The 17,941-nt window shown below is 43.8% G+C and carries 15 protein-coding genes; 14 read left to right on the top strand and 1 reads right to left on the bottom strand.

The window, feature by feature from the left end:
* Window positions 1–2: 2 nt before the first annotated feature.
* From leuB to yihA, 9 genes are all read left to right on the top strand, one after another.
* Window positions 3–1,100 (top strand): 3-isopropylmalate dehydrogenase, encoded by a 1,098-nt coding sequence (gene leuB, locus MTN95_RS05075; RefSeq protein ID WP_024122382.1) that lies wholly within the window; start codon window positions 3–5, stop codon window positions 1,098–1,100.
* Between the two features lie 51 nt (window positions 1,101–1,151).
* Window positions 1,152–2,570: a 3-isopropylmalate dehydratase large subunit gene (leuC, locus tag MTN95_RS05080; protein WP_044154095.1), complete on the top strand. Its 1,419-nt coding sequence runs from the start codon at window positions 1,152–1,154 to the stop codon at window positions 2,568–2,570.
* 12 nt (window positions 2,571–2,582) lie between these two features.
* Window positions 2,583–3,182 (top strand): 3-isopropylmalate dehydratase small subunit, encoded by a 600-nt coding sequence (gene leuD / locus MTN95_RS05085; protein ID WP_101861315.1) that lies wholly within the window; start codon window positions 2,583–2,585, stop codon window positions 3,180–3,182.
* Window positions 3,183–3,302: 120 nt separating this feature from the next.
* Window positions 3,303–4,307 carry a DNA damage checkpoint antagonist DdcA gene (gene ddcA, locus MTN95_RS05090; RefSeq protein ID WP_059293477.1) on the top strand — a complete coding sequence of 335 codons (1,005 nt, stop codon included), beginning with the start codon at window positions 3,303–3,305 and terminating at the stop codon, window positions 4,305–4,307.
* Between the two features lie 227 nt (window positions 4,308–4,534).
* Window positions 4,535–5,809 carry a trigger factor gene (gene tig / locus MTN95_RS05095; protein ID WP_059293478.1) on the top strand — a complete coding sequence of 425 codons (1,275 nt, stop codon included), beginning with the start codon at window positions 4,535–4,537 and terminating at the stop codon, window positions 5,807–5,809.
* A 271-nt stretch (window positions 5,810–6,080) separates the two neighbouring features.
* Window positions 6,081–7,343: an ATP-dependent protease ATP-binding subunit ClpX gene (gene clpX, locus MTN95_RS05100; protein WP_024122377.1), complete on the top strand. Its 1,263-nt coding sequence runs from the start codon at window positions 6,081–6,083 to the stop codon at window positions 7,341–7,343.
* A 152-nt stretch (window positions 7,344–7,495) separates the two neighbouring features.
* Complete coding sequence (gene lonB, locus MTN95_RS05105; protein ID WP_248337250.1) at window positions 7,496–9,154, top strand: ATP-dependent protease LonB; 1,659 nt, start codon at window positions 7,496–7,498, stop codon at window positions 9,152–9,154.
* Between the two features lie 179 nt (window positions 9,155–9,333).
* Window positions 9,334–11,658 (top strand): endopeptidase La, encoded by a 2,325-nt coding sequence (gene lon / locus MTN95_RS05110; RefSeq protein WP_248337252.1) that lies wholly within the window; start codon window positions 9,334–9,336, stop codon window positions 11,656–11,658.
* A complete protein-coding gene (yihA, locus tag MTN95_RS05115) occupies window positions 11,655–12,242 on the top strand; it encodes a ribosome biogenesis GTP-binding protein YihA/YsxC (RefSeq protein WP_010335181.1) in 588 nt (195 codons plus the stop codon). The genes lon and yihA overlap by 4 nt, the downstream gene beginning before the upstream one ends.
* Before the next feature lie 23 nt (window positions 12,243–12,265).
* On the opposite strand, the gene MTN95_RS05120 is transcribed toward yihA, so the two are convergent.
* Complete coding sequence (locus MTN95_RS05120) at window positions 12,266–12,763, bottom strand: hypothetical protein (protein ID WP_105953476.1); 498 nt, start codon at window positions 12,761–12,763, stop codon at window positions 12,266–12,268.
* A gap of 230 nt (window positions 12,764–12,993) precedes the next feature.
* Between MTN95_RS05120 and hemA the strand changes: the two genes are divergently transcribed.
* Genes hemA through hemB form a run of 5 tightly spaced genes read left to right on the top strand, consistent with a single transcriptional unit; the run spans window position 12,994 to window position 17,926 of the window.
* Complete coding sequence (gene hemA / locus MTN95_RS05125) at window positions 12,994–14,361, top strand: glutamyl-tRNA reductase (protein WP_044156696.1); 1,368 nt, start codon at window positions 12,994–12,996, stop codon at window positions 14,359–14,361.
* A 7-nt stretch (window positions 14,362–14,368) separates the two neighbouring features.
* Window positions 14,369–15,199: a cytochrome c biogenesis protein gene (locus MTN95_RS05130; protein ID WP_010335178.1), complete on the top strand. Its 831-nt coding sequence runs from the start codon at window positions 14,369–14,371 to the stop codon at window positions 15,197–15,199.
* Between the two features lie 36 nt (window positions 15,200–15,235).
* The gene (hemC, locus tag MTN95_RS05135; RefSeq protein WP_095714283.1) at window positions 15,236–16,177 is read left to right on the top strand and encodes a hydroxymethylbilane synthase; all 942 of its coding nucleotides are present in this window, start codon (window positions 15,236–15,238) and stop codon (window positions 16,175–16,177) included.
* The gene (hemD, locus tag MTN95_RS05140; RefSeq protein ID WP_248337254.1) at window positions 16,167–16,955 is read left to right on the top strand and encodes a uroporphyrinogen-III synthase; all 789 of its coding nucleotides are present in this window, start codon (window positions 16,167–16,169) and stop codon (window positions 16,953–16,955) included. Before hemC ends, hemD begins: the two co-directional genes overlap by 11 nt.
* Window positions 16,952–17,926, top strand: coding sequence for a porphobilinogen synthase (hemB, locus tag MTN95_RS05145; protein ID WP_024122369.1), 975 nt, complete (start codon window positions 16,952–16,954; stop codon window positions 17,924–17,926). The genes hemD and hemB overlap by 4 nt, the downstream gene beginning before the upstream one ends.
* The last annotated feature ends 15 nt before the right edge of the window (window positions 17,927–17,941 follow it).

Here is a 17,941-nt window from a genome sequence, read left to right on the forward strand (position 1 = left end):
ATTTGAAGAAACGGATTGCTCTATTGCCCGGAGACGGGATCGGCCCTGAAGTATTAGAATCAGCGACAGACGTGCTGAAAAGTGTTGCCGAACGCTTCAGCCATGAATTTGAATTTGAATACGGCCTTATTGGAGGAGCGGCAATTGACGAACACAACGACCCTCTCCCAGAGGAAACCATTGCGATTTGTAAAAAGGCTGATGCTATTTTGCTTGGTGCTGTCGGCGGCCCGAAATGGGATCAAAACCCTTCGGAGCTGAGACCCGAAAAAGGTCTGCTCAGCATTAGAAAACAGCTTGACCTGTTTGCGAATTTACGGCCTGTGAAAGTGTTTGAAAGCCTTTCTGACGCTTCGCCTTTGAAAAAAGAATATATTGATAACGTTGATTTCGTTATCGTTCGTGAACTGACAGGCGGTTTGTATTTCGGCCAGCCGAGCAAACGCTATGTAAACAGTGAAGGTGAGCAAGAAGCGGTAGACACACTGTTTTATAAGAGGGAAGAAATTGAACGCGTGATCAGAGAAGGCTTTAAAATGGCGGCTGCCAGAAAAGGCAAGGTTACCTCTGTTGATAAAGCGAACGTTCTTGAATCAAGCAGGCTGTGGCGGGAAGTGGCTGAAGACGTCGCAAAAGACTATCCTGATGTGAAACTTGAGCATATGCTCGTTGATAACGCGGCTATGCAGCTGATTTATGCACCGAATCAATTTGATGTCGTGGTGACTGAAAATATGTTTGGTGACATTTTAAGCGACGAAGCGTCCATGCTAACAGGTTCTCTCGGAATGCTTCCGTCAGCCAGCTTATCAAGCTCAGGACTCCATCTGTTCGAGCCTGTACACGGCTCAGCACCTGACATAGCAGGGAAAGGGATGGCAAATCCATTCGCGGCGATATTATCAGCGGCAATGCTTTTGAGAACATCTTTCGGGCTTGAAGAAGAAGCGAAAGCTGTAGAAGATGCAGTCAATCAGGTTCTTACTTCCGGAAAAAGAACAAGAGACTTGGCAAGAGGCGAAGAATACAGCAGCACTCAGGCTATTACAGAGGAAGTAAAGACGGCATTAATGAGTGAAAATACAATTTCTAACGTGTGACAGCTTATGGTGTAAGCGGTCTTAGTTCATAGGTAGAGGGAGGAAATAAAGATGATGCCTCGAACGATCATCGAAAAGATTTGGGATCAGCATATTGTAAAACATGGTGAGGGAAAACCGGATCTTCTCTATATTGATTTGCATCTCATCCATGAGGTGACATCCCCTCAGGCATTTGAAGGGTTGAGACAAAAGGGAAGAAAGGTCAGAAGACCGCAAAATACATTCGCAACGATGGATCACAACATTCCAACCGTCAATCGCTTTGAGATAACGGATGAAGTTGCGAAACGCCAAGTGACAGCGCTTGAGCGGAACTGCGAAGAGTTTGGCGTACGCCTTGCCGATCTTCACAGCGTAGATCAGGGGATTGTTCATGTAGTCGGGCCTGAGCTTGGCTTAACGCTTCCGGGAAAAACGATCGTATGCGGCGACAGCCATACTTCAACTCACGGTGCATTCGGCGCCCTGGCATTCGGAATCGGAACGAGTGAGGTTGAGCATGTTCTTTCTACACAGACACTCTGGCAGCAGCGCCCGAAAACGCTTGAGGTGCGTGTAGACGGGACACTGCAAAAAGGGGTAACGGCAAAGGATGTCATTCTTGCTGTTATCGGTAAATACGGTGTGAAATTCGGCACCGGTTACGTTATTGAATACACTGGGGAAGTATTCAGAAACATGACGATGGATGAGCGGATGACCGTTTGCAACATGTCAATTGAAGCCGGAGCAAGAGCAGGTTTGATTGCGCCTGACGAAGTGACATTTGAATATTGCAAAAACCGCAAGTATACGCCAAAAGGAGAAGAATTTGATAAAGCCGTAGCAGAATGGAAAGCACTGCGCACTGATCCAGGCGCTGTTTACGATAAATCAATTGTGCTTGACGGCAATGAAATTTCCCCTATGGTGACATGGGGTATCAACCCGGGGATGGTTCTTCCTGTCGATTCGGAAGTTCCGGCGCCGGAAAGCTTTTCAGCGGAAGACGACAAAAAAGAAGCGATTCGCGCTTATGAATATATGGGGCTGACTCCTCATCAGAAAATTGAAGACATCAAAGTGGAGCACGTATTTATCGGTTCCTGTACAAATTCACGCATGACTGACCTCCGCCAGGCTGCCGATATGATCAAAGGGAAAAAGGTGGCTGAAAGTGTTAGAGCAATCGTCGTGCCTGGATCTCAGAGCGTAAAACTTCAGGCTGAAAAGGAAGGGCTTCATCAGATCTTCTTAGACGCTGGATTTGAATGGAGAGAATCAGGCTGCAGCATGTGTTTGAGCATGAATAATGACGTTGTTCCTGAAGGAGAGCGCTGTGCGTCAACCTCTAACCGTAACTTTGAGGGCAGACAAGGAAAAGGCGCGAAAACACATCTCGTCAGCCCTGCGATGGCTGCGATGGCCGCCATTCACGGCCATTTCGTGGATGTCAGAAAGTTTTATCAGGAAAAAACAGTTGTGTAAGGAGTGCACGAGATGGAACCTTTGAAAACACATACGGGGAAAGCGGCCGTATTAAATCGTATTAATGTTGATACAGACCAGATCATTCCGAAACAATTTCTAAAGAGAATTGAAAGAACGGGCTACGGCCGTTTTGCATTCTTTGACTGGAGATACGATGCGAATGGTGAACCGAACCCGGAATTTGAACTGAACCAGCCGGCTTATGAAGGGGCGTCCATTTTAATAGCGGGAGAAAACTTCGGCTGCGGGTCATCGCGTGAACACGCTCCGTGGGCGCTTGATGATTACGGCTTTAAAATCATTATCGCACCGTCATTTGCTGATATTTTCCACCAAAACTGCTTTAAAAACGGTATGCTGCCGATTCGCATGCCGTATGACAATTGGAAAAAGCTTGTCGGACAATACGAAAATCAGTCACTGCAAATGACAGTCGATCTTGAAAATCAGCTTATTCACGACAGCGAAAGCAATCAGATCTCATTCGAAGTCGATCCGCATTGGAAAGAAATGCTGATCAACGGCTATGATGAAATTTCATTAACGCTTTTACTTGAAGATGAAATCAAGCAATTTGAGTCGCAGAGAAGTTCATGGCTACAAGCTTAAAAAAAGCTGCCCGGCAATTTGTCCGGCAGCTTTTTTGTCTGGCAGAACCTTTCCTTTCTTGTTTTTGTGTACGGGTGTTGATACACTTGAACAAAATAAATGCCTGAAAGGAATATAGGTATGACGCATGACAAGAAAAACGCAAAAATTATTCCTTTTCCTCATTTGAAAGACCGTCTGGTGGAAAAAGGAATGTCCTCGCTGAAGGAGAAAAAGTATCAAGAGGCGCTGGAACTGTTTTCAGAAGCAATGAAATATGATGATACTGAATCAGATCTTCACTTGGGCATGGCCATTTGCTTTTTGGAGCTGGGCGAATTGGAAGAGGCAAAACGTGTATGCGAAAAGATGCTGAAAGAAGGATACGGCCAGTATTTTACGGTTTTACAAGTATACATGACGATCTTAATTCAGCTTAAGAAATACGAAGAAGTAAAAAGCACGATTGAGGCCGTCCTGGAGGAAAATCAGCTGCCTGCGGAAAGCGCCGAGCAATTTTATAAGCTGCTTGATTTCAGCCGCAAAATGACCGACCCGGAGCGAGAAGACGAGGCTTGGGCCGAAGAGTATGAAGATGTGATCGACACGGAGAAAGTGTTAGCCAGTCCAGAGGAACAAATGAATTTGATCCATTCATTGAAAGACCGCAATGTAGCGAAGTATACGGGGCTGTTAAAAACAATTCTTGAAGATCCCGCTGCTCACCCGATTATCAAGACGATGATCGTGATGTTATTGGCGGAACACGACTACAGCAAACCGGTCCACATTACAAAATTCGGCGACTCCATGACAATCGAGCCGAGCGAGACTGTTCCGCCTGACGCCTCCCCGATTTTGCACCGCGTTCTCCGTGTGCTGGATGAAACGCTTGGGAATGAAAATCCGACCCTGTATGCAGCGGTAGAAGAACTGTGGAGAAGACATTTGTATGTTTTATATCCATTTCAGCCAAAATTGCTGTCTGCAGATCTTTGGGCGGCGGCCCTGCATAAAGTCGGCTATGAAATGCATGGGATTGAGATTGAGAGAGAAGAGCTGCATATGATGTATGAGTTTACCGACAGAGAACTTGATGAAGCGTGCACAATGATTAAAGATATTGAAGAAATTTCTTATTTGTAAATCACGCCATATAGTTGAAAGCGGTATGTGTTATGTTATAATATAATGGTTGTATTTGTGTATAACGGGTTATAAGAAATACGGTTGGACAGGCTTTACAGTTCATTATTAAAATGTATACATAATGATTCTGATCTTTGGCAGCTTCGTTTTTGTTGGACGAAGCCGAATGATTGCTTTAGAATGGAAGACCGACACAACCTGAATAGATTTTTGGAGGGAAACACATGTCTGTAAAATGGGAAAAACAAGAAGGCAACGAAGGCGTTTTAACGGTTGAAGTTGATGCTGAAACATTTAAAACGGCACTTGATGATGCATTTAAAAAAGTAGTTAAGCAAGTTTCAATTCCTGGATTCCGTAAAGGGAAAATTCCTCGCGGTTTATTCGAACAGCGCTTTGGCGTAGAAGCTCTTTACCAAGATGCTTTGGATATTCTTCTTCCTGTAGAATACCCTAAAGCGGTTGAAGAAGCTGGAATCGAGCCTGTAGACCGTCCTGAAATCGATGTTGAAAAAATCGAAAAAGGCGAAAGCTTAATCTTCACTGCAAAAGTAACAGTGAAACCTGAAGTGAAGCTTGGCGAATACAAAGGCTTAGGCGTCGAAAAAGACGACACAGCTGTAACTGACGAAGATGTTCAAAACGAACTAAAAGCGCTTCAAGAGCGTCAAGCTGAGCTTGTTGTAAAAGAAGAAGGCGCTGTTGAAGAAGGAAACACAGTTGTTCTTGACTTCGAAGGATTCGTTGACGGCGAAGCATTCGAAGGCGGAAAAGCTGAAAACTATTCACTTGAAGTGGGTTCAGGTTCATTCATCCCTGGCTTCGAAGATCAGTTAGTTGGCCTTGAAGCAGGTGCTGAGAAGGATGTTGAAGTAACATTCCCTGAAGAGTACCACGCTGAAGATCTTGCCGGCAAACCAGCTGTCTTCAAAGTGAAAATTCACGAAATCAAAGCGAAAGAGCTTCCTGAGCTTGATGATGAATTCGCAAAAGATATCGATGAAGAAGTGGAAACACTTGCTGAATTGACTGAAAAAACGAAGAAACGTTTAGAAGAAGCAAAAGAAAACGAAGCTGACGCTAAATTGCGTGAAGAGCTTGTTCTGAAAGCTTCTGAAAACGCTGAAATCGATGTTCCTCAAGCGATGATCGACACTGAGCTTGACCGCATGCTGAAAGAATTCGAACAGCGTCTTCAAATGCAAGGCATGAACCTTGAGCTTTACACTCAATTCTCAGGCCAAGATGAAGCTGCGTTAAAAGAGCAAATGAAAGAAGATGCTGCAAAACGCGTAAAATCTAACCTGACTCTTGAGGCGATTGCGAAAGCGGAAAACCTTGAAGTAACAGATGAGGAAGTTGATGCTGAGCTTTCTAAAATGGCTGAAGCATACAACATGCCTGTTGAAAATATCAAACAAGCCATCGGTTCTACTGACGCGATGAAAGAAGATTTAAAAGTTCGCAAAGCAATTGATTTTCTTGTAGAAAACCGTTAATATGGTGCATAATAATAGTAATAATAAAACAGGGCGCGAATGATTCGTGCCTTGTTTTGTACAATTATGATATATCTCTTTTTCTTGGGGCAATATAGTTAATGCAGGTTGTTTTTTGTCATACATATAGAATGTGCAAGTCAGAAACACAATGTTACCGTCTTTTTGGAAAGTATGGTAAAATGCAATACATACTCGTTTCGTTTCAAGAATCATTTTCTTTTGCTCTGCCGGTAAAAGAAAAAGTGAGACAAGATTAAGGGGTGAAAGAATGTTTAAATTCAACGAGGAAAAAGGACAATTAAAATGCTCGTTCTGTGGAAAAACACAAGATCAGGTTCGTAAGCTTGTAGCTGGACCTGGTGTATATATATGTGACGAATGTATCGAACTCTGCACTGAAATTGTGGAGGAAGAACTCGGAACAGAAGAAGAAGTAGAATTTAAAGATGTGCCGAAGCCGCAGGAAATTCGTGAAATTCTGAATGAATATGTAATCGGTCAGGATCAGGCGAAGAAATCACTAGCTGTTGCGGTGTATAACCACTACAAACGCATCAACTCCAACAGCAAAGTGGACGATGTCGAGCTTTCGAAAAGTAACATTTCATTAATCGGCCCGACAGGAAGCGGTAAAACCCTTCTTGCGCAAACTTTAGCCCGTATTTTAAATGTGCCGTTTGCGATTGCTGACGCTACGTCCCTGACAGAAGCTGGATATGTAGGTGAAGATGTAGAGAATATTCTCTTGAAACTCATCCAAGCTGCTGACTATGACGTGGAAAAAGCGGAAAAAGGCATTATTTATATTGATGAAATCGATAAAGTGGCAAGAAAGTCTGAAAACCCGTCTATTACACGTGATGTGTCAGGTGAAGGCGTGCAGCAGGCATTGCTGAAAATTCTTGAAGGAACTGTGGCGAGCGTGCCGCCTCAAGGTGGACGTAAGCACCCTCATCAAGAGTTTATTCAAATTGACACAACAAACATTTTGTTCATTTGCGGCGGTGCCTTCGATGGTATCGAACAAATCATCAAACGCCGTTTAGGACAAAAAGTGATTGGCTTCGGTTCAGATAATAAGGCTGCAGATCTGGAGAAAGAAGACCTTCTTTCAAAAGTGCTTCCAGAAGACTTGCTCCGTTTCGGATTAATTCCGGAATTCATCGGACGTCTTCCGGTTATTGCAAGCCTTGAAAAGCTTGACGAAGAAGCGTTGGTTGCGATCTTAACAAAACCGAAAAACGCTCTTGTGAAGCAATTCAAAAAAATGCTTGAGCTTGATAATGTTGAGCTTGAGTTTGAAGAAGAAGCGCTGTCTGAAATTGCTAAAAAAGCAATTGAGCGTAAGACAGGAGCACGCGGACTCCGTTCCATCATTGAAGGCATTATGCTTGATGTGATGTTTGACCTGCCTTCCCGTGATGACATTGAAAAATGTGTGATTACTGGGGCAACTGTAACGCATGGAGAACCGCCTCGCCTTTTGTTAAAGGACGGTACTGAGGTTAGCCAAGACAAAACGTCTGCTTAAAAATGAAAATGAACCTCCTGAGTGGTAACATTCAGGAGGTTTTTTTGTTGTGTAAACTCTTCCGGAAAACGTTTATTCCCCTCTTTTGTGGGAGATACTAGCAACCAGAGGAATGAATTGGATACATAAATTGTTTTTCAGGAGGGACCACCATGAGTTGGACAGGGATCGCATTATTTATTCAGCTGTTTTTTGGGATTATCATTGGTTTGTATTTTTGGAATTTGCTTAAAAATCAAAGGACACAAAAAGTCACGATAGATAAGGAATCAAAGAAGGAAATGGAGCAGCTTCGCAAAATGCGGGCTATCAGCCTGTCCGAACCGTTATCTGAAAAGGTGCGCCCTAAAAGCTTTCAAGATATCGTCGGTCAGGAAGACGGGATTAAAGCGTTAAAAGCCGCGTTGTGCGGACCGAATCCCCAGCACGTCATTGTCTATGGACCGCCGGGAGTCGGAAAAACAGCTGCTGCAAGGCTTGTGTTAGAGGAAGCTAAAAAACATAAGCAATCACCTTTTAAAGAGCAGGCTGTTTTTGTGGAACTCGATGCGACAACGGCTCGATTTGATGAAAGAGGAATTGCCGATCCGCTCATTGGTTCTGTACATGATCCGATATACCAAGGGGCCGGAGCGATGGGACAGGCGGGTATTCCGCAGCCGAAGCAGGGGGCTGTCACGCATGCCCACGGCGGTGTATTGTTTATTGATGAAATTGGGGAGCTGCATCCGATTCAAATGAATAAAATGCTGAAGGTGCTTGAGGACCGGAAAGTCTTTTTAGACAGCGCTTATTACAGCGAAGAAAATACACAAATACCGAACCATATTCACGATATTTTTCAAAATGGGCTTCCAGCTGATTTTCGTCTGATCGGTGCGACAACAAGAATGCCCAATGAAATCCCTCCGGCAATCCGATCCCGCTGTTTAGAGGTATTTTTCCGCGAGCTTGAGAAAGATGAGCTGAAATCAGTTGCCAAAACAGCAGTGGATAAGATTGAAAAGAATATTTCTGAAGAGGGGCTTGATTTACTGACCAGCTATACGCGGAACGGCCGTGAAGCCGTCAATATGATTCAAATCGCGGCGGGAATGGCGGTGACCGAAGATCGGAAGGACATCACCATTGAGGATATAGAATGGGTGATCCATTCCAGCCAGCTTACCCCTAAGCACGAGCAGAAAATCGGCACTGCACCGCAAATCGGCATTGTAAACGGGCTCGCAGTGTATGGCCCTAACAGCGGTTCGCTGCTGGAAATCGAAGTGAACGTAACACCGGCTCAGGATAAAGGGTCAATTAACATTACCGGAATAGCAGAAGAAGAAAGCATCGGCAGCCAATCAAAATCAATTCGCCGGAAAAGCATGGCAAAGGGCTCGGTTGAGAATGTGCTAACCGTACTGCGTACAATGGGAATGAAGCCTTCAGACTATGATATCCACATTAATTTTCCGGGCGGCATTCCGATTGACGGGCCGTCGGCAGGTATTGCCATGGCGGCAGGAATTTTTTCAGCGGTTCATAAAATTCCGATTGACCACACGGTTGCCATGACAGGCGAGATCAGTCTAAACGGACTTGTAAAACCGATTGGAGGCGTGATCCCGAAAATTAAAGCTGCAAAACAGTCCGGTGCCAAAAAAGTTATTATCCCGCATGAAAATCAGCAATCGATCTTAAAACAGATTGAAGGGATCAAAATTGTGGCGGTGAAAACGTTCCAGGAAGTGCTTGATGAAATTTTAGTGAACCCGCCTACTGAACAAAAACCGTTTAACATGCAAATGAATAAAGAATCGGTCTGACCCTATTTTTAAAATAGGGTTTTTTTCATGAAGGACATCTTTTCCTTTTTCAGATCAGAAAGAAAGGGTATACTACGAGGAGACTGTGTTATAGAAAATGAAACCATGCCGTTTATTGTACAAGGATGAAAAAGTTGTATTATAATGGTTCATACTAAAGTCACGGAGGTGTCAGTCACATGGCAGAAGAATTAAAACGCAGCATCCCGCTCCTCCCTTTAAGAGGTTTATTAGTGTACCCGACAATGGTTTTGCACTTAGATGTAGGACGTGATAAGTCGGTTCAGGCCCTTGAACAGGCAATGATGCATGATCATATGATATTTTTAGCTACTCAGCAGGATATTTCGATAGACGAACCGGGTGAAGACGAAATTTTTACTGTCGGCACCTATACGAAAATTAAACAAATGCTGAAGCTTCCGAACGGTACGATTCGTGTGCTGGTGGAGGGCATACAGCGCGCCCAGATCATTGAATACAATGAGCATGAAGATTATACATCAGTAGACATTCAGCTGATCCATGAAGATGATTCAAAAGATACAGAAGACGAAGCGCTGATGCGGACTTTGTTGGACCACTTTGATCAGTACATAAAAATTTCTAAAAAAATCTCAGCCGAAACGTACGCCGCGGTTACTGATATCGAAGAGCCGGGCAGAATGGCAGACATTGTTGCTTCTCACCTGCCTCTTAAACTAAAGGATAAGCAGGATATTTTAGAAACGGCTGATGTCAAAGACAGACTGAACAAGGTCATTGATTTTATCAACAATGAAAAAGAAGTGCTTGAAATCGAGAAAAAAATCGGCCAGCGCGTCAAACGTTCAATGGAGCGTACGCAAAAGGAATACTATTTGCGCGAACAGATGAAGGCGATCCAAAAAGAGCTTGGCGATAAAGAAGGCAAAACAGGTGAAGTTCAAACGCTGACCGAAAAAATCGAAGAAGCGGGCATGCCTGACCATGTGAAGGAAACGGCTCTTAAGGAATTAAACAGATATGAAAAAATTCCGTCCAGTTCTGCCGAAAGTTCTGTTATCCGCAATTATATTGACTGGCTGGTCGCTCTCCCATGGACGGATGAGACCGAAGATAAGCTTGATTTAAAAGAGGCTGAACATCTTTTGGACAAAGAACATCACGGACTTGAAAAAGTGAAAGAGCGTATTTTAGAGTATTTGGCTGTTCAGAAGCTGACAAAATCCTTAAAAGGCCCGATTCTCTGTTTGGCTGGACCTCCAGGGGTCGGAAAAACGTCCTTGGCCAAATCGATTGCTAAAAGTATGGATCGGAAATTTGTCAGAATTTCACTTGGCGGGGTGCGTGATGAATCAGAAATTCGCGGGCACAGACGGACATATGTCGGGGCAATGCCTGGACGTATTATTCAAGGCATGAAAAAAGCCGGCAAGCTGAATCCGGTCTTCTTATTAGACGAAATTGACAAAATGTCTTCTGATTTCAGAGGCGATCCGTCATCCGCAATGCTTGAAGTGCTTGATCCAGAGCAAAACAGCACCTTCAGCGACCACTACATTGAGGAGACCTTTGATCTGTCAAAAGTGCTCTTTATCGCTACGGCTAACAATTTAGCGACAATCCCGGGACCGCTTAGAGACAGAATGGAAATCATTAATATTGCGGGCTACACGGAAGTGGAAAAACTTGAAATTGTGAAAGATCACCTTCTTCCGAAGCAGATCAAGGAGCATGGGCTCAAAAAGAGCAACCTGCAGCTGCGTGATCAGGCCATTCTTGATATTATTCGCTATTATACGAGAGAAGCAGGTGTGAGAAACCTCGAACGCCAGCTTGCTGCCATCTGCCGCAAGGCCGCAAAAGCCATTGTTTCTGAAGATAGAAAACGGATTACAGTTACGGACAAAAATCTTCATGACTTTATCGGAAAACGAATTTTCAGATATGGACAAGCAGAAACGGAAGATCAGGTGGGCGTCGTCACGGGGCTGGCTTATACAACTGTCGGCGGAGATACGCTGTCGATCGAAGTATCGCTTTCTCCAGGGAAAGGAAAATTGATCCTGACGGGTAAGCTTGGCGATGTCATGAGAGAGTCTGCTCAGGCGGCTTTCAGCTACGTGCGTTCAAAAACAGAAGAACTTGGCATTGAACCTGACTTTCATGAGAAGTATGATATTCATATACATGTTCCTGAGGGTGCGGTGCCTAAAGATGGTCCGTCTGCCGGTATCACAATGGCGACTGCGCTTGTTTCTGCTTTAACAGGACGGGCTGTATCGCGTAAAGTCGGAATGACTGGCGAAATTACGCTCCGCGGACGCGTGCTTCCGATCGGCGGACTGAAAGAAAAAGCACTCGGGGCACATAGAGCGGGATTGACGACCATTATTGCGCCTAAAGATAATGAAAAAGATATAGAGGATATTCCAGAGAGCGTCAGAGAGGGGCTTACCTTTATATTGGCATCTCACTTAGACGACGTTTTGGAACATGCCTTAGTAGGAGAGAAGAAATGAAAGTCACAAAGTCAGAAATCGTAATCAGTGCAGTTAAACCTGAACAGTACCCTGAAGGGGGGCTTCCGGAGATTGCACTGGCCGGAAGATCGAACGTTGGAAAGTCATCTTTTATCAATTCATTGATTAATCGTAAAAATCTTGCGAGAACATCATCAAAACCGGGAAAAACACAAACATTAAATTTCTACATTATTAATGACGAATTGCATTTTGTTGATGTACCGGGTTACGGTTTTGCCAAAGTGTCAAAATCCGAGCGTGAAGCTTGGGGAAGAATGATTGAAACCTACATTACGACACGCGAGGAATTGAAAGCAGTGGTGCAGATCGTTGATTTGCGGCATGCACCGTCTAATGATGATGTGCAGATGTATGAATTCTTAAAGTATTACGGCATTCCTGTTATTATTATCGCTACAAAAGCCGATAAGATCCCGAAAGGAAAATGGGACAAACACGCGAAGGTTGTAAGACAGACATTAAATATTGATCCGGAAGACGAGCTGATTCTCTACTCCTCAGAAACGAAAAAGGGGAAAGACGAAGCTTGGGGAGTGATCAAAAAAATGATAAACCGGTAGAGAATACTCTCTGCCGGTTTTATTTATCGTATAGATTTTTTTCGTTTTATCAATAATAACAATAAACTGATTCCGATAAATACAAACGGCCAATACTCTTTCAGCAGGGCCGTGGGAATATGCGCAGACTCGAGCCATGCCATAATCTGTTTGAAAAAGTAAAGAAACAGGGAAAAACAAATCATCGAAACAGCTTCATATACATATTCTTTTTTCTGAACGGTTGAAACGAGCAGTGAGAAGCCGACCATGAAGAGTAGCATTTCAAAATCATCCGGCCACCATGTCCACTTTGGCTTAGCGAAAAAGTGCAAACCGATTCCGAAGAGAAGCAAGCCGATAAAGAAATGGGGGGAGACAGCTTCTTTTTTTCCTTGGTATATAAAGGCTGCGCCTAACAGCATAAGAAGAACAGGCCATTGATCCTGTCCTGAAAACAGTTCGGCTTGGCCGCTTTCAAGCCATGCGTAAACGGATGCGGCGAGCAGCAGACAAGGAAATAAAATTGATTTTTGTTTCATGCATATCACCTTCTTGTTTTCTAGAGCTGATTTTGAGTAAATTTCTGCTGTTTTTGGTATTGTCAATAGGAACATATTTTGTTCGTGAAGCTTTTTCTAATATAGCACAAGATTTTTGAAATCTGTTCACATTTTGCGAAAGAAACTATGTTATAATTATTATAAATAATGAATTCTATGTTAGAATGATTATAAATTAAAGTTTGGGTGTTGGGGGTGTAAGGAAAGCTATGCATATACTTGTTGTGGGAGTAGATTATAAATCCGCCCCTATTGAGATACGTGAAAAAGTAAGTTTTCAGCCGAATGAGCTTGCAGAAGCGATGGTGCAGCTAAAAGCAGAGAAAAGCATTCTCGAAAATATCATCGTATCTACCTGCAACCGCACTGAAATTTATGCGGTAGTCGACCAGCTCCATACCGGCCGTTATTATATAAAGAAATTCTTAGCTGACTGGTTTCACTTAAGCAAAGAAGACCTGTCGCCGTTTTTAAGATTTTATGAAAGCGATGCGGCTGTTGAGCATTTGTTCCGTGTAGCCTGCGGATTGGATTCTATGGTGATCGGTGAAACGCAAATTCTCGGCCAGGTGCGCGACAGCTTCAAAACAGCTCAGCAAGAAAAAACGATCGGCACGATTTTTAATGAGTTGTTTAAGCAGGCGGTTACAGTGGGTAAACGGACTCACGCCGAAACAGACATTGGCTCTAATGCAGTGTCTGTTAGCTATGCGGCCGTTGAGCTTGCGAAAAAAATCTTCGGAAACCTTTCAAGCAAGCATATATTGATCCTTGGTGCAGGAAAGATGGGCGAGCTTGCAGCCGAAAATCTGCACGGACAGGGAATCGGAAAAGTGACCGTCATTAACAGAACATACTTGAAAGCGAAAGAACTTGCAGACCGTTTCTCCGGTGAAGCGCGAAGCTTAAATCAGCTTGAAAGCGCGCTTGCAGAAGCCGATATTTTAATCAGCTCTACCGGTGCGAGTGATTTTGTTGTGTCTAAAGAAATGATGGAAAACGCGAATAAGCTTCGCAAAGGCCGTCCTTTATTTATGGTGGACATCGCCGTGCCAAGAGACTTGGATCCCGCTTTGAACGATCTAGAAGGCGTCTTCCTTTATGATATAGATGATCTTGAAGGGATCGTAGAAGCGAACCTGAAAGAGCGGAGAGAAACCGCTGAGAAGGTTGAACTGTTAATCGAAGAAACCATTGTTGAATTTAAACAATGGCTGAATACACTCGGTGTAGTGCCCGTCATTTCCGCATTGCGTGAAAAGGCGCTGGCAATCCAGTCTGAAACGATGGACAGCATCGAACGGAAGCTGCCTCATTTGACGACAAGAGAGAAAAAACTTTTGAATAAACATACGAAAAGTATCATTAATCAAATGCTCCGCGACCCGATATTAAAGGTGAAAGAACTTGCGGCAGAGGCTGATTCTGAAGAAAAGCTGGCTTTGTTTAAGCAGATTTTTGATATAGAAGAAGCTGCGGGCCGGCAAATGATCAAAAGCGTTGAAGGCAGCCAAAAGGTCCATTCTTATAAGAAGGCTGAATCAAGAGCGGGGTTTGCCCCACTTGTAAGTGAGTGAAAGCTGAATGATTGATACTGCAATGGCAAGACTTAATGAAGGGACAATCGTCATTTACGCATTAAGTGTACTCTTTTATTTTATAGATTTTCTTCAACACAACCGGAAGGCTGGGAAAATGGCCTTCTGGTTGCTTTCTATTGTCTGGACTCTGCAAACCGTGTATTTAGCCTACTTTATGTGGGTGACGGGGCGGTTTCCGGTATTAAATGTGACGGAGGCGCTTTATTTTTATGCTTGGGTGCTTGTCACACTGTCACTTGTACTGACAAAGCTGCTGCGTGTTGATTTTATTGTGTTTTTTACAAATGTAATAGGGTTTGCTATGATCGCCATTCATACATTTTCACCGACGGAGCAGCAGTCAGCGGCTTTTTCGGGTCAGCTCGTATCGGAGCTGTTAGTAATTCATATTACAATGGCGATTCTTTCTTACGGTGCTTTTTCCCTTTCTTTTGTATTTTCTGTGCTCTATTTGTTTCAATATCATCTGTTAAAAAAGAAAAAATGGGGAAAGTGGCTGTTGAGAATAGAAGATTTGTCTAAGCTTGATTATATGGCGTATGTTCTGAATGTTATCGGAGTTCCGATGCTTTTGCTGAGTTTGATTCTTGGTGTCATTTGGGCGTATGTGTCTCTAGAAACGCTGTATTGGTTCGACGCCAAAGTGCTTGGTTCGTTTGTCGTCCTGCTTCTCTACAGCTATTATCTCTATATCAGGCTGATTAAAGAGCTTCAGGGGAAGGTCGCCGCACTGTGGAATACGGCTTGTTTTCTCGTGCTGATGATCAATTATTTCCTGCTCGGAAGCCTGTCTCAATTCCATTGGTTCAGTTAAATAATGTGCCCAAGCAGATTCGGGAGGAAAGAAAAAATGAGAACGATAAAAGTAGGTTCCAGACGGAGCAAACTCGCTATGACCCAAACAAAATGGGTGATTCGCAAACTGAAGGAAATCAATCCTTCTTTTGCTTTTGACATAAAAGAAATCGTCACAAAGGGTGACCGGATTGTCGATGTTACCCTGTCAAAAGTGGGAGGGAAAGGGCTGTTTGTCAAAGAAATCGAACAAGCGCTTTTAAACGAAGATATTGATATGGCGGTTCACAGCATGAAGGATATGCCTGCCGTTTTGCCTGAAGGCCTTGTGATCGGCTGTATTCCTGAACGGGAAGATCCTCGTGACGCTCTTATTTCAAAGAATCGTGTAAAGCTTTCTGAATTGAAGGAAGGTGCTGTAATTGGCACAAGCAGTTTAAGAAGAAGCGCGCAGCTTTTGATTGAGCGCCCTGACATTACAATTAAATGGATTAGAGGTAATATAGATACGAGACTTCAAAAGCTGGAAAACGAAGATTATGACGCAATTATTTTAGCAGCAGCAGGGCTTTCCAGAATGGGCTGGAAGCAGGATGTCGTAACTGAATTTCTTGAGCCTGAGCGCTGTCTTCCGGCTGTTGGCCAAGGCGCTCTTGCAATTGAGTGCCGCGAATCCGATCGAGAGCTTTTAACGTTATTTTCTCAGTTTACGGATGAGTACACAAAACGGACTGTACTTGCAGAACGTGCCTACTTAAACGCGATGGAGGGCGGCTGTCAGGTGCCGATCGCCGGCTATTCGGTGATAAACGGCCAGGATGAAATTGAACTGACAGGGCTTGTGGCTTCGCCCGATGGAAAAATCATTTTCAAAGAAACCGTCACCGGAAACGATCCAGAGGAAGTCGGTAAGCGCTGTGCGGCTCTCATGACTGATAAAGGCGCTAAAGATTTAATCGATCGCGTAAAACGGGAGCTTGATGAGGATGGTAAATGATTTTCCTTTGAAAGGAAAAACAGTGCTTGTCACCCGAAATAAGACGCAGGCAAAATCGTTTCGGCAGAAAGTGGAGCAGCTTGGCGGAAAAGCGGTATTGGCCTCATTGATCACGTTTCGCCGAGCTCTGCCGAATGATCTGGCAGAACAGGTGCGAATAGATCTAACCATACCCGGCTGGCTTGTGTTTACGAGTGTAAATGGAGCGGATTTCTTTTTTTCTTATCTGAAAGAAAATCAGCTTATTGTTCCCAGTCATAAAAAAATTGCGGCTGTTGGTGAAAAAACCGCACGCCGTTTAGAATCGTACAACGTATCGGTTGATGTAATGCCTCATGACTATATTGCAGAACAATTGGCGGACGCTCTTAAGCAGCATGCCGAACCGTCAGAACGGATTACAGTCATAAAAGGCAATTTATCTCGCGATGTGATAAAAAAAGAGCTTACGCCTCTTGGCTTTGAGGTGAAGGAATGGGTCGTATATGAAACTGTTCCTGATGAAGATGGCATCGAGGAATTAAAAAATGCCGCGAATCAGTATTCATTTGATTATGTGACATTTACAAGCTCATCAACCGTACATACATTTATGCATGTTTTGGGAGAAGGAATAAAAAAATGGCCGGCGCACCAGACGGCCTGCATCAGCATCGGACCGTTAACGAGGGACGCTCTGCTGTCGTACGGAATCACGTCGTATATGCCTGATACATTTACAATTGACGGCATGCTTGATTTAATGTGCCGCATGTCTAGAAAGGAAGATAGAATATGAGTCAATCATTTAACAGACACCGCCGTTTGCGGTCATCAAAAGCAATGAGAGAGATGGTGAAAGAAACTCGTCTGCATCCATCTGATTTTATTTATCCGATCTTTGTCGTTGAAGGTTTAGAAGGAAAAAAAGCTGTTCCATCAATGCCTGATGTTTATCATGTATCTTTAGATCTATTAAAGGATGAAGTGGCTGAGCTGGTCAGTCTCGGAATTCAATCCGTCATTGTTTTCGGCATACCTGAAGAAAAAGATGATTGCGGAACGCAAGCTTACCATGACCACGGGATTGTGCAAGAAGCAATTGCCGAAATTAAAAAGCACTTCCCTGAGATGGTTGTCGTTGCTGATACATGCCTATGTGAATATACAGATCACGGACATTGCGGTCTCGTCAAAGACGGACAGATCCTGAATGATGAATCCTTGGAGCTATTGGCACAGACAGCTGTCAGCCAAGCAAAAGCCGGAGCGGATATCATTGCGCCTTCTAACATGATGGACGGATTTGTGACGGTTATCAGAGAAGCGTTAGATAAAGAAGGCTTCATCAATATTCCGATCATGTCTTACGCCGTGAAATATTCAAGTGAGTTTTACGGTCCGTTCCGTGATGCAGCAAACAGCACGCCTCAATTTGGCGACCGCAAAACGTATCAAATGGACCCTGCCAACCGTCTGGAAGCACTCCGTGAAGCCCAATCAGATGTTGAGGAAGGCGCGGACTTCCTGATTGTGAAACCTTCACTTTCTTATATGGATATCATGCGGGATGTGAAAAATGAGTTTACATTGCCGCTTGTGGCTTATAATGTAAGCGGAGAGTATTCTATGGTGAAGGCTGCAGCTCAGAACGGCTGGATCAAGGAAAAAGAGATTGTCTTAGAAATTTTGACAAGCATGAAGCGTGCGGGTGCCGACCTGATTATTACGTATCATGCAAAAGACGCAGCAAAATGGCTTGCGGAGTAATTTTATTCAGTTGAC

The organism is Bacillus sp. 2CMS4F, from assembly GCF_023161785.1.
GTDB lineage: Bacteria > Bacillota > Bacilli > Bacillales > Bacillaceae > Bacillus > Bacillus halotolerans.